Origin of the sequence: Acinetobacter sp. YH12231 (genome assembly GCF_013417755.1) — a bacterium.
GTDB classification, from domain to species: domain Bacteria; phylum Pseudomonadota; class Gammaproteobacteria; order Pseudomonadales; family Moraxellaceae; genus Acinetobacter; species Acinetobacter amyesii.
In genome coordinates this window covers 136,600-149,694 of the sequence record NZ_VPDJ01000010.1, presented here as the reverse complement: position 1 = coordinate 149,694, position 13,095 = coordinate 136,600, and the positions used below count along the sequence as shown (strand labels likewise).

At 41.0% G+C, this 13,095-nt stretch carries 10 protein-coding genes; 2 read left to right on the top strand and 8 right to left on the bottom strand.

Going from position 1 to position 13,095, the window contains the following annotated elements; genetic code table 11:
* Positions 1-483: 483 nt before the first annotated feature.
* The 6 genes from FTV11_RS08140 to FTV11_RS08115 form a co-directional block, all read right to left on the bottom strand.
* Positions 484-909, bottom strand: a complete 426-nt coding sequence (locus FTV11_RS08140; RefSeq protein WP_252725857.1) for a hypothetical protein — start codon at positions 907-909, stop codon at positions 484-486.
* Between the two features lie 105 nt (positions 910-1,014).
* Positions 1,015-1,977 carry a protease SohB gene (sohB, locus tag FTV11_RS08135; RefSeq protein WP_078190186.1) on the bottom strand — a complete coding sequence of 321 codons (963 nt, stop codon included), beginning with the start codon at positions 1,975-1,977 and terminating at the stop codon, positions 1,015-1,017.
* A 189-nt stretch (positions 1,978-2,166) separates the two neighbouring features.
* A complete protein-coding gene (gene pstB / locus FTV11_RS08130; RefSeq protein WP_218950494.1) occupies positions 2,167-3,090 on the bottom strand; it encodes a phosphate ABC transporter ATP-binding protein PstB in 924 nt (307 codons plus the stop codon).
* A gap of 13 nt (positions 3,091-3,103) precedes the next feature.
* Positions 3,104-4,495 (bottom strand): phosphate ABC transporter permease PstA, encoded by a 1,392-nt coding sequence (pstA, locus tag FTV11_RS08125; protein ID WP_180073779.1) that lies wholly within the window; start codon positions 4,493-4,495, stop codon positions 3,104-3,106.
* A complete protein-coding gene (gene pstC / locus FTV11_RS08120) occupies positions 4,492-5,871 on the bottom strand; it encodes a phosphate ABC transporter permease subunit PstC (protein ID WP_168379200.1) in 1,380 nt (459 codons plus the stop codon). Before pstC ends, pstA begins: the two co-directional genes overlap by 4 nt.
* Positions 5,872-5,970: 99 nt before the next feature.
* On the bottom strand, positions 5,971-6,999 hold the full coding sequence (locus FTV11_RS08115; RefSeq protein WP_180022798.1) for a substrate-binding domain-containing protein: 1,029 nt from the start codon (positions 6,997-6,999) through the stop codon (positions 5,971-5,973).
* 411 nt (positions 7,000-7,410) lie between these two features.
* On the opposite strand from FTV11_RS08115, the gene FTV11_RS08110 reads away from it, so the two are divergent.
* Complete coding sequence (locus tag FTV11_RS08110; RefSeq protein ID WP_180073778.1) at positions 7,411-8,463, top strand: Rieske 2Fe-2S domain-containing protein; 1,053 nt, start codon at positions 7,411-7,413, stop codon at positions 8,461-8,463.
* Between the two features lie 359 nt (positions 8,464-8,822).
* Here the strand turns inward: FTV11_RS08110 and FTV11_RS08105 are convergent, their stop codons facing one another.
* Positions 8,823-10,355, bottom strand: a complete 1,533-nt coding sequence (locus tag FTV11_RS08105; protein ID WP_180073777.1) for an aspartate aminotransferase family protein — start codon at positions 10,353-10,355, stop codon at positions 8,823-8,825.
* 2 nt (positions 10,356-10,357) lie between these two features.
* The gene (locus FTV11_RS08100) at positions 10,358-11,731 is read right to left on the bottom strand and encodes a diaminobutyrate--2-oxoglutarate transaminase (RefSeq protein WP_180073776.1); all 1,374 of its coding nucleotides are present in this window, start codon (positions 11,729-11,731) and stop codon (positions 10,358-10,360) included.
* Between the two features lie 484 nt (positions 11,732-12,215).
* Here FTV11_RS08100 and FTV11_RS08095 point away from each other — a divergent pair, with 484 nt between their 5' ends.
* On the top strand, positions 12,216-12,917 hold the full coding sequence (locus FTV11_RS08095; RefSeq protein WP_180026311.1) for an SIMPL domain-containing protein: 702 nt from the start codon (positions 12,216-12,218) through the stop codon (positions 12,915-12,917).
* Positions 12,918-13,095: the final 178 nt, after the last annotated feature.

Genomic DNA, 13,095 nt, shown 5'->3' with positions numbered 1-13,095 from the left:
AAAGTCGTTTGAATGATTTCTTCTTGGTCTACGTGCCATAAAATACTCCATATATTGATGTTTATAACATCATTTGGGGAGCAAAATATCACTTATAAGTGTTGTTCAAATTTCCTGATCCACCTCTGTTACGCACCTAGAAGTAATTTCTCATTTTAAAAATGATTTTTAAGTCTATTCGACGGAGTCTTACATCTAGGAATTGAATAACGGGATTAGCCTTCGGCTGGAGGTACTTTTACGAAACGATGTTTCTCATTCGGCAAAATGAGAAGCGAAGCTTCGCAAGGAAACCATCTTGCGGAGCAATGCTCCTCACCGCAAAACTCGTTCGCTCGCGTCTACGTATTCAAAGTATCGCAAAAACATTTTTGATTAGAAGCAGCCCTGTCTCAAACACTTGCGGATGACGTTACCGCGTATCGTTGTTTTATTTGAATCAAATTGCACTTCTGGTGTTACTGCGTAACATCAGTTAAATATTTAAGCAGTCCATTGAATTAAGATTGAATCTGACATTTGCGGATTCAATTTTCGGTCATAATACTGAAAGCACGCTTTTGCTCCCGCTGGCATTTTTTGTAGATCATCATCTATACGAAAATGCCGTGTATATTTTGTATGATTCACTAAAATTTCAACCCGCTCAAAAGGCTGTCTTTTATTTATATTTCCGCTACTCATATAACTCTGATAGGCCACAACAGTGCCGCAGGCTTCAGAGCGAACATCTACCTGTAGTGATGAACAATAAATATAGCCTGCCAACAGTGTTGCTGCTGGGCCAAACAGCGCAGCATACTGTTTCAGCACAGATTTTTTCACACTTTGAAAATGCAGCAAATATAGCCAAGGCCAAACCATTAGGCAAATGACACCACCTAAAATAAACAGAAAATTAGACATCATTATCATCAATATCTATGTACGCAACGCAATCTATCACAACAGCATCGTTTAGCATAAAAAAAGCTCACCGAAGTGGGCTTTAAATGCTTCATAACAAAAACAATTTTAGAGTTTAGGGTCACGCAACTGCACGAGGCTCGAATTGGCTTTGCTCAATGACTCCATCACTTTAGACATGACTGCAGGAACCAATGAGTCCGCAATTTGCGCTGCTTGTAAGCCCAACTTCTCACCAAGTGTTGGTTTTTTGCGGGTTTCAATCATATATACATCATGTTGTGGCATGAGACTTAACAGATATTCATCTGACGTTTGCAATTTATCGACTAGATTAAGATCAATGGCATCTTGACCATACCAATGCTCACCTGTGGCAACTTTATCGACATTGAGCTGAGGACGGTATTTTTCAACAAAGTGTTTAAACAAGTTATGGGTTTGCTGTAACTCTTCTTCAAATTTGGCTTTACCTTCAGCAGTATTTTCACCAAACATAGTTACGGTACGTTTGAACTGACCCGCGGTATACAGTTCAAAATCGATATGTTTTTCTTTCAATAAACGGTTAAAGTTCGGCACTTGTGCAACTACACCAATCGAACCCACCACGGCAAATGGTGCTGAAACGATCTCATTTGCAATGCAGGCCATCATATAGCCACCGCTTGCAGCAACTTTATCCACGCAAATGGTTAAGTTAAATCCAGCATCACGTAAACGTACCAATTGTGCAGCGGCCAGACCATAGCCATGCACCATCCCGCCTGGACTTTCTAAACGTAAAACCACGCGGTCACGTCCTGCTTTTGCTGTCGCTAAGATCAGGGTAATTTCTTCACGTAGACTCGTTACCGCAGATGCAGCGGTATCACCATTAAAATCGATTACATAAATTTTTTGGTTATTCTTTTTACGTGCGCGCGCTTCTTTTGATAATTGTTGGCTTAGTTGCAGCAGCTCAAGTTTAGATGCAGTCGTTTGCGCAATTTTTTTTCGTTGTTCATTAATACGTGCATTTAAATGGCTTACACGAATTTCCGCAGGCAACTTGGGATTATGAAATAGCATAAAATTGAAACTCATTTAATTCATATTTATGTTGTATAACATGTGGGTTGCATCACAAAAATTCAATCTATTTTTTGAAAATAATTCTCATTGAGCCAAATTGAGCATTTTATTTTTATCAAGACTTTTTGACCTAATTATTGACTTCATAAAAAAAGAGCCTTTCGGCTCTTTTTTAGACAGACTAGATTAGCCAAAACGCCCGGTAATATACGCTTCAGTCAATTGATGATCCGGTTGAGTAAAGACTTTTTCAGTGGAATTCACTTCAATCAAATCACCCAAATGGAAATATGCAGTACGGTCAGATACACGTGCTGCTTGTTGCATCGAGTGCGTCACAATCGCAATGGTATATTGCGCTGACAGTTCAGTGATGAGTTCTTCTACTTTTGCGGTTGCAATCGGGTCAAGTGCTGAACAAGGCTCATCCATCAAAATTACTTCAGGACTAACTGCAATGGTTCGCGCAATACATAGACGTTGCTGCTGACCACCTGAAAGCCCCGTACCTGGTTGGCTCAAACGATCTTTCACTTCATCCCAAAGACCTGCTTTACGCAGGCTATTTTCAACAATTTCTTCCATGTCGTATTTGTCACGTGCCAATCCATGCAATTTAGGACCATAAGCGACATTGTCAAAAATTGACTTTGGAAATGGGTTCGGCTTTTGGAAAACCATACCTACTTGGGCACGCAGTAATACCACATCAAGATTTGGATCATAAATGTCTTGATTATCCATAAGCACTTGCCCTGTCACACGACAAGTATCAATCGTGTCATTCATACGGTTAAGCGTACGTAGGAAAGTTGACTTACCACAACCAGATGGTCCAATAAAAGCAATCACTTCATTTTCATAAATGTTCAGATCAATGCCTTTAATCGCTTCAGATTCACCATAGTACACATGCACATCATTGGTACTGATTTTCACATTGCTCGATTTCGCATCTTTTTTCGCGCTAGATTGCGTATCGAACTGTGACACAAACGCAGTATTGGTTTGTTTTTGGCTGCCCTGAGCAGAGGTAAATTGTGTTTGTTCTGGATTCACGGACTTATCCTGATCTAAGGAATTCTTTTCAGTTGTAACGATGCTATTCATATAATGCCCTCAATTACCAGCGTACTTCAAATTTCTTACGTAACCAGATGGCTAAACTGTTTAAGCCGATCATGAGAGCAAGAAGTACAATGATTGCTGCTGCGGTACGCCCTTCAAAGAAGTTACGTAGTTCGTTACCTTGCCAAAGGAAAATTTGTACTGGTAATGCAGTGGATTGATCTAAAGGAGTGGCTGGTACACTTGCCACAAAGGCACTCATACCAATCAATAATAATGGAGCAGTTTCACCTAGCGCTTGCGCAACACCAATAATGGCACCAGTTAAGATACCCGGTAATGCCAATGGCAAGACATGGTGAAATACTGTTTGTAAACGTGAAGCACCCAAACCTAAAGCAGCTTGACGAATCGATGGCGGAACAGCTTTTAGTGAAGCACGTGTAGTAATAATGACCGTTGGAAGTGTCATCAAACTCAAGACTAAACCACCAACCACAGGTGCCGAAAGCGGCATGTGCATCCAACCAATAAAGATCGCAGCACCAAGCAAACCAAACACAATCGAAGGAACCGCTGCTAGGTTGTTAATGTTGACTTCGACAACATCGGTAATCCAGTTTTTAGGTGCAAATTCTTCTAAGTAAATTGCGGATGCTACACCGATTGGAATCGAAATAATGATCACGATCAGCATCATAAAGAGTGAACCCATAAACGCCCCTGCTAAACCTGAAGTTGCAGGTGAGCTACGAGAGTCTGGATTCTTAAATATTTCAGTATTAAATGAGTTAGTAATAACACCATCAGCTTTAAGTTTATCTGCAAGTTGGCGTACTTCTGGGCTCAATTGTTGCTGTTCATCAGGCAAGCTGCGGTCAATATTACCAGCCAACCAGACATCGACATTGGCATCTGCAAGGATTTTAAAATCTTGTTTTTGACCAATCAATGACGGATCTGCCATTACCATGTCACGTAAGCGATAAGCTTCTGAACTTGTATATAAACTGTTGAGATCATCACGTTGTGAGGCAATCGCTGGATCTTTTGCGATGATCCCATTCACAATCAGCGCATCCCAATCCACCATGCCCATTTCTGTTTGCCAAGCAATATAACGCTCTTGGAACTGTGCAGGAGATTCACCTTCTTTTTGAACCGGTTTCGCACCTATATTGACAATGCTTGGATCAAAAAACACAGGCACCGTCATCGAGCTTTGCCAGAATGCTGGTAAGCCTTTGGCTAAAATACTGCCAAACAATAGCACGACGAACAATAAGCCAGTCACTACTGCACTAAAGCCCAAGACACGGAAGGTATTTTCTTTACGGTGTCTTTTTGCCAATGAGTTTTCAATGATTTTCTTACGTTTTTCACGAAACTCTGCGGCTGCGTGCGGATCAAAATTTTGATCCATATTTGATGTATTCGTCGTACTCATTCGTATTGCTCACGGTATTTACGCACAATGTACAGTGCAACAATATTCAGACCTAAAGTAATCACAAACAGTGTTAAACCGAGTGCAAAAGCGACCAATGCTTGAGGACTCGCAAAGTCTGTATCACCTGTTAATTGGTTTACGATGGTAATGGTGACTGTAGATACCGCTTCGAGTGGGTTGATATGCAGTAAAGGACTGTTCCCTGCTGCAAGCACCACAATCATGGTTTCACCAATTGCACGAGATGCAGCCAATAAGAATGCACCGATGATGCCCGGCAATGCTGCTGGAATCACCACTTGGCGAATGGTTTCTGATTTTGTAGCACCCAAACCAAGTGAACCATCACGAAGCGCGCGAGGCACTTGAGTAATGATGTCGTCAGATAATGATGAAACGAATGGGATAATCATAATCCCCATCACAAAGCCTGCTGTTAAAGCACTGGTTGCATTAATATCGAGTCCAATATACGCGCCGAGCTGTTTTGCAAAAGGTCCAATAATCATTAAGGCAAATACACCGTAAACAATCGTTGGAATACCTGCGAGAACTTCAATGGCCGGTTTTGCCCAAGCACGGAAACTTGGCTTGGCATATTCAGCCAAGTAAATCGCAATCATCAGACCAACTGGAACAGCAACCAATAGCGCAATTCCACTAACCATGAGTGTGCCCCAAAGGAGTGGCAGCAAACCATAACTACCTTCAGCATTCCCTGATGTACTAAAACCGGGGTTCCATTCAGTGCCTAAGAAGAAATCTAGTGGACTGACAAAACTAAAGAAACGCATGGCTTCACTGAACATCGACATCACAATGCCAACTGTTGTCAGGATTGCGACACCCGAACACAGTGCCAATGCGATATTAATGACTTTTTCGACTTGGTTACGTGCACGATATTTTTCTGCGATGCGGCGTTTAGCCATGACTAAACCAATCAATGCCGCACAAATCACAATGGCCAATTTTGCATATGAGCCAATGTTTTCAATTTTCTTTAATTGTTCTGCTGCTGCAAGTTCATATGCAGCTGGCGTATCACTCACCCCAAAACCAGAAGCAATCGCTTGAACGCGGTCAACCATTACGCTCGTGCTTGCAGGATCTAAACTTAAACGAATATTTTCAGGGACATTATTTAAAATAACATGTTGAAAAATACTCGGTTCAACCAAGTTCCAAACAATCAAGATTAAAAAAGCGGGAATCCCACACCATAAAGCGACCAAAACACCATAATAGCCCGGTCGTGAATGCAACATTGCTGAGTTATTGCCTTTACCTGCAAGTTTGCGACTTTTGGTCAGTCCAACTTGATAAGCGATTGCAATAATTGCGAGCAACACACCAATAAGTAGCAGATTCATGTAATCTCCACTGTTTTTTCAAAAGCCCTTCTTGAAAAAACTGTTTCTTTGCAAAAAGCCAATGGCAGGTCAATCCTGCCATTGGCTGTTTCAATCCAATTATTTAACTGCTTTACCAGCTTTAAAGTTTGCAAGAACTGCAGCGCGATCTTTATCAGACATTGAAATTAAGCCTGCTTTTTCTAGCTTAGAACCTTTACCTGATACTTTTTTACTGAGGAAGAATTCTGTGAACTCTTTTAAGCCTTTAATTGATTTTAAGTGCTCGCCTTTTACGTAGAAGAACAATGGACGAGATACTGGGTATGAACCATTTAAAATCGTCTTCTCAGAAGGTGCAACGTTGTTTACTGTTGCCACACGTAGCTTGTCACGGTTTTGGTCATAGAAACCTAGACCGAATACACCAACCGCATTAGGAGATGTTTTTAAACGTGCCAATGTTTCTGTATAGTCGCCTGCAATTTCAATCACACGACCATCTTTACGGAAAGTTGAACATGCTTTTTTCTGAGCATCTTTATCTAATTTTGCGAAAGCTTCATAAGTTTCACAGCCAGCATCAACCATTTTTTCTTGGAACACTTCACGTGTACCGTGGTTTGATGCAGGAATAACTAAAGTGATTGCTTCATTTGGTAAAGTTGGGTCGATTTGATTCCAACGAGTGTATGGGTTTGGAACCAATTTACCTTTTGATGGTAGTTCCGCAGCGAGTGCAGCAAATACATGCTGTGGGCGAAGTTTAAAAGCCGCTTTTTTCGCATTTGACGCAAATACGATACCGTCATATCCAACTTTAATTTCTAAGATTTGGTTAACGCCGGCTTTTTTACATGCAGCCAATTCAGTATCTTTAATTTTACGAGATGCATTTGCAACGTCAATTGTGTTGTCGCCAACACCATTACAGAATTGTTTCAAACCACCCGAAGTACCGCCTGAACCAACGACAGGTGCTTTAAATTGTGGGAATGTATTACCAAACTCTTCTGCAACAATACTTGCATAAGGCAGTACAGTTGAAGAACCAGCAATTTGGATCGTGTCACGAGCTGCATTTGCAGTTGTAGCGACTGTTGCCCCAGTAGTGAGTACCATAGCAAGTGCGATATGATTTAAGCGCATTCTCATCTCTCTTAATTGATGCATTTATTGGAGTACGCCACTTTTGTTTTTAAAGTCTTGTACTTTTTCGATATCTGCATTTTGATTTTAGAGTATGACAGTTAGGTTACATCTTTATGACGCTTTTATGATAATTGATGATTGCATATTGATTTAAATATAATTCTTTATTTTTCAATATGTAATGAAATTTTTCAAAGTATTGGTCTTATTTATTTCTACTTTGTTATTCGTAAGAATTCATGTCCTTGTCATCTTTTGTCTTATTTTCTTTTTTAAATTTCCCCCTCTTTTATAGAATGATGCAGATTTGCATGTTCGATTTTTTATTCACTCATATTCCAATAATTGAAATTTCATTACATTTTTAGTTCGCTCAATATGCAAGTTTACATAAAAACAGAGCCTAAAATGACCAGTAAAGCCATTGCGACATTTAATCCGGACTTGCCTGTGCATATGACTTTTGAAAAACATGACTGGCACTTACTTGCAGAATATTGGTATCCCATTGCACTCGCTCGAGACATTACAGAACAACCTTATGGCACCATGCTTTTAGATATGCCGCTCGTCATCTATAAAATGGGAGAAGAACTGATTGTCGCTAAAGATGCCTGCCCACACCGCGGCGTACCCCTAAGTTTAGGTAAAAATGATGGTCTAGGCGTGGTCTGCCGCTATCATGGTTTACGCTTTGGTGAACACGGTCATTGCAATCGCATCCCTGCACATCCTGAGCACAAAATTTCACCTCGCTTTAACTTGCGTACTTATGCTGCTGTTGAGCGTTATGGACTGATATGGTGCTCACTTACTGCCGCTAAAGATACTGCGCCGAATATCCCTGCAATACCATATTGGGATGAAGCCGAGTTTCAGCAATTGGTGTGCCCAACGGTCGATTTTCAATGTTTTGCAGGCCGGCAGCTTGAAGGCTTCATTGATGTCGCGCATTTTGCTTGGGTACATCCCGATACGTTTGGCGACCCTGAAAATGTAGAAGTGCCTGACTATAAAACCTTTGAGACAGAAACAGGATTTAATGCAGATTACTGGAGCAGTGTTGGGCGCTACCCGATTGGTTTAGAACAGCGGGGACAAGATGGCTTTCAATGGCTACGGCATTTTGAGATTCATCTACCTTTTACCGCAACGCTGACCATTCATTTTCCAAACGACAGCAAGCAAGTGATTATGAACGCGGCCTCGCCTATGACTGCCCGCTCCACACGTCTATTTGCTCCCATTTGCCGTAATTATGACAAGGACTTACCTGTCGAAGATGCTTACGACTTTAACCTGAAAATATTTGAGGAAGACCGATTAGTCTCTGAATCACAAAAGCCTGAATATTTGCCTTTGGATTTAAGCATCGAAGCGCATTTCCCGGCGGACCGCAGTTCCAGCATGTACCGCAAATTATTGCGTAAAAAAGGTTTTAGTCCATTGTTTGCAGCATAACATCAATATCGTATTGCATTCACCTCACCCTAACCCTCTCCTACAAGGAGAGGGAAACTCCTTTACAAGCCTTATATTGGTTATAAATATTGTGGTATCTTATTCATCAAATGATAAACATCAATGAATATCGCGACTGGCGACAGGGATGTCACTATAAGGTAATGGTCACATGGATGTAACTTTTCCCTGAGAAGGATTTTAGATACTTTGATCCCTCAAAGTAACAATCTGCCTACGCAGTAAACTATCATCACTCAATGAAAAATTGTGGTGATGTAATAAATTAAGCACCTTTTCATTTTTTTAAAAAAAAGGAGCTCTTACGAGCCCCTTCTTCTACAATCACAAAATGACAATTAGTCAATTGCAGGTGTATATGTACCATCAGCGATTGGGCCTTTGATACGATCCGCTTCCGCTAGCACAAGAGCAAGCAAATTCTTCACGTTGTCTAAAGTCGCTACTGGGCTTAAAGTCGTCATTTTCAATGATTGAACTTGACCTACTTTAGTTACACCAATATTCGCTTCACCACGAGCAAACAATTCGTCAGCAACGTTCTGGTTAAGTGTATCGAGTAATTCTGCTGGGTAACCTTCAGGAATTACACGGAACAATACAGAAGCGAATTGTGGATCAACCAACATTTCTAAACCATCTGTTGCATCAATATATGCTGCAACATCACGGGTTAAAGCAACACCGTGATCGATCATTGAACCATAAAGCTCTTCACCTAGTGCTTCAACAGTCATCCACAATTTCAACGCGTCAAAACGGCGAGTTGTTTGTAATGACTTAGATACTAGGTTAGGTACGCCATGCTCTTCATCATAAGCAGAGTTTAAGTACTCAGCTTCATAATGCATGAAACGATAGTTCGCTTCATCTTTAAGCAAGAATGCGCCACATGAAATCGTTTGGAAGTAATGCTTATGGAAATCAAGCGTTACCGAGTCAGACAGTTCAATACCGTCTAACATTGAACGATAGTCATTTGAAAGAATCAGTGCACCGCCCCATGCTGCATCGATATGCATCCACGCGCCATATTTGTTGGTGATTTCACGAACTTCTTTCAATGGGTCAATTGCGCCTGCATCGGTTGTACCCGCAGTTGCAACTACACATGCCACGATTTTGCCTTCAGCTTGAAGGTGAGCCATGGTTTTCTCAAGCGCATCCATATCCATGCGTGCGTTAGCATCTACAGGAACAGTCACGACAGATTGGAAGCCCATGCCCATCATCGCCATGTTCTTTTGCACAGAGAAGTGCGCATTTTCAGAACAAATAACTTTGACGTTACGCATAGCATCAGATGGTACGCCATCACGCTGAACAGACCACGGATTGCCGTTTTCGTCTTTCCAGTTTTTAGCAATACATGCATCACGTGCAAGCAAAACGCCCATCAAGTTTGACTGCGTACCGCCAGAGGTGAATACACCTGCTTGACCTGCACCATAGCCAACTTTTTGGCGAAGCCAGTCAATTAACTGAACTTCCATCAATGAACCTGCAGGGCTTTGATCCCATGAGTCCATTGATTGGTTAGTCGCGTTAATGAGCACTTCAGCGATTTGGCTTGTTACCATTGTTGGGCAATGCAAATGCGCTAAAGAATGCGGATGATGCACTTTTAAGCTTTTGTTTAAGAAGAGCTCAACCATACGGTCTAGTGATTTTTGTACACCCATACCTTCTTTTGAAGGATTGAATGCAATTGCACTGCGAAGCTCTTTAATGCTGCCGCCGGTGTACATTTTGTCATTTTGCAACCATGCAGAAACGGCTTTTACCGCTTCGCCCATTGCTGACTGGTAGTCAGCAATGGATTGTGCATCATTGCAGAATAACGCTTTACGATGTTCTGCAAAATCAACCATTATTACGCGCCTCGAGTTGCAACAAGTGCTTCAGCAAGTGCTTTCTTGAAGCGAACGATCACTTCTTCACATTCAGCTTGGTTAATGATCAATGGGCAAAGTAAACGAATGACTGTACCGTTACGACCACCTTTTTCTAACAACAATTTGTTGTTGAAACATGCTGCTTGAATTGCTGCTGCCAATTGAGAATCACCTGGTAAAGAACCCATGTGATCTGCTTTTTGACGTTCATCAACAATCTCAACACCAATCATCAAACCACGACCACGCACGTTACCAATACATGGGAATTCTACAGCTAATTTTTTAATTTCAGCTTGTAAGAAATCACCACGCTCTTGTGCATTTTGAGCCAAGTTTTGTTCTTTGATGGTTTTGATGGTTGCAAGACCTGTACCCATTGCAAGTTGGTTACCACGGAATGTCCCCGTGTGACCTGCGGGTTGCCAAGCATCAAACTTACGTTTAATACCAAGCACAGCAAGCGGTAAACTACCACCAACTGCTTTAGACATCACCACAACATCAGGTTCGATACCCGCATGTTCAAAGGCAAACATTTTACCTGAACGTGCAAAGCCTGCTTGTACTTCATCAAGAATCAACACGATGTTGTGCTTTTCAGTCACTTCGCGGATTTTCTTTAACCATTTTACAGGTGCAGTCACTACACCGCCTTCGCCTTGGATTGCTTCCAAGATTACAGCTGCAGGTTTCGTTACACCGCTTTCTACGTCTTCAATGAAGTTTTCGAAATAATACGTTAATGCATCAACACCCGCTTCACCACCAATGCCTAATGGGCAACGGTATTCATGCGGATACGGCATAAATTGAACACCCGGCATTAAGCCGTTCACAGCATTTTTAGCAGACAAGTTACCTGTCATTGCTAAAGAACCGTGAGTCATACCATGGTAACCACCTGAGAAGCTGATTACTGAACTACGACCAGTGTAAGTTTTTGCTAATTTAATTGCTGCTTCTGTACCATCTGCACCAGACGGGCCACAGAACTGTAGACAATACTCTTCTTTACCACCAGGTAATTGCTCAAGTAGTGCTTCAGTAAAAGCATCTTTTAAAGGCGTTGTTAAATCCAAAGTATGCAATGGGAGGCCACTTGCAAGTGTATCTTGGATACTTTGAATTACCGCAGGATGATTATGGCCTAATGCCAATGTTCCTGCCCCAGCTAAACAATCGAGGTACTTTGTACCTTCAACATCGGTAACCCAACAACCTAAAGCTTTTGCTATCGCAAGTGGAAGTTTACGCGGATAGCTACGAACATTGGATTCCATCTGGCTTTGGCGAGTCAAATAGTATTCGTTAGTAGAATTAGTGGCAGGGTTTACAGAAGAAACGCTCATATCGAATTACCATCTCTGATATGGGTTGAAAGAAATAAGTCGGGTGACTTGCGGTCCTTTGACTCGGTGCTTTATGAGTTTCTAGTTAGTTTTAAGAGCTCTTTGTGTAATGGCTAACTAGACGGCGGATGATACAGACTTTTTCAATAAAATAAATCACTTTTATGATCAAATAAAAAGATAATTTAGAGAAAAAACAGATCTATGCCATGGATAACCTGAATTATCATCTTACAGTGTGACAAAACAAAGAAAACCTTTTTATTTTATGCTTTTTTACAATTTATGAATGATTATTGTAATCTTCAAACATTTACGCAATTAAGTATTGATTATTTGAAGCAATATTCATCAAGCACTGCATTTATTTTTCTTGAAAGATTTACAATCCCACCACAGATTTTCCTTTAATCCATCACAATCCCCTTTTAAGATAAGAGCATAAGCTAAATTAGTCATTCTGAAAGAAGAATAGGTCATAACAATGCGTAAAATTATCTTATCTACTGTTTTATTAGCATCCGGTCTAGGTTTGGCAGCAGCAACTCAAGCAGCCGACCCACTCAATTACAACATCGTGAACATTCAGGCGGATGCCACTCGCCAAGTGTCGAACGACCAAATGCATGCCGTTTTATATATTGAAAAGTCAAATAAACAACCGGCTGAACTTGCTACCCAAATCAACCAATTGATGACCCAAGCGGTGAACACAGCCCGTAAATACCCTGCGGTAAAAATCGAAACGGGATCTCAAAGCACCTACCCGATTTATGACAATGACAGTCGTAAATTGAAAGAATGGCGTGGTCGTGCCGAAGTGCGTTTAGAAAGTACAGACTTTAAAGCAGCTAGCCAATTGGTGAGCGAGTTACAACAAAATTTCCAAACTCAATCCATCAGCTTTAGTGTGTCAGATGCACAGCGAAAAAAAGTTGAAAATGAACTGATGGTTGAAGTATCCAAAAACTTTCAACAACGTGCCCAATCGCTCGCTCAGGCATGGAATAAATCAGGCTACAACTTGGTTAATATTAATTTAAATGCCAGCAATTATGGTGGTCAGCCAGTTCCGCGTATGGCGATGATGAAAGCTGCAAGTGCCGATGCTATTCCTGAACAAGAAATGGCAGGTGGTGAATCTAAAATCACGGTCAGTGCAAATGGCTCTATCCAGTTCAAATAATTAAATTCATTTTAAGAAACCGTGCTTTAGCGCGGTTTTTTTGACTATAAATTACACCTATTCTTTATTTAAATTAAAAGTCTATTAGCTTAATCATATTCATAGTTTTAAATGATAATCATCCTTATTTAAATTTATCGCACGCAAGATTATGATACGCGCTCTCTCTCCATTGCTC

Coding starts and splice junctions, on each gene's coding strand:
- FTV11_RS08140 (WP_252725857.1), bottom strand. CDS start 909: ATGATGTCTAATTTTCTGTTTATTTTAGGTGGTGTCATTTGCCTAATG.
- sohB (WP_078190186.1), bottom strand. CDS start 1,977: ATGCTATTTCATAATCCCAAGTTGCCTGCGGAAATTCGTGTAAGCCAT.
- pstB (WP_218950494.1), bottom strand. CDS start 3,090: ATGAATAGCATCGTTACAACTGAAAAGAATTCCTTAGATCAGGATAAG.
- pstA (WP_180073779.1), bottom strand. CDS start 4,495: ATGAGTACGACGAATACATCAAATATGGATCAAAATTTTGATCCGCAC.
- pstC (WP_168379200.1), bottom strand. CDS start 5,871: ATGAATCTGCTACTTATTGGTGTGTTGCTCGCAATTATTGCAATCGCT.
- FTV11_RS08115 (WP_180022798.1), bottom strand. CDS start 6,999: ATGCGCTTAAATCATATCGCACTTGCTATGGTACTCACTACTGGGGCA.
- FTV11_RS08110 (WP_180073778.1), top strand. CDS start 7,411: ATGACCAGTAAAGCCATTGCGACATTTAATCCGGACTTGCCTGTGCAT.
- FTV11_RS08105 (WP_180073777.1), bottom strand. CDS start 10,355: ATGGTTGATTTTGCAGAACATCGTAAAGCGTTATTCTGCAATGATGCA.
- FTV11_RS08100 (WP_180073776.1), bottom strand. CDS start 11,731: ATGAGCGTTTCTTCTGTAAACCCTGCCACTAATTCTACTAACGAATAC.
- FTV11_RS08095 (WP_180026311.1), top strand. CDS start 12,216: ATGCGTAAAATTATCTTATCTACTGTTTTATTAGCATCCGGTCTAGGT.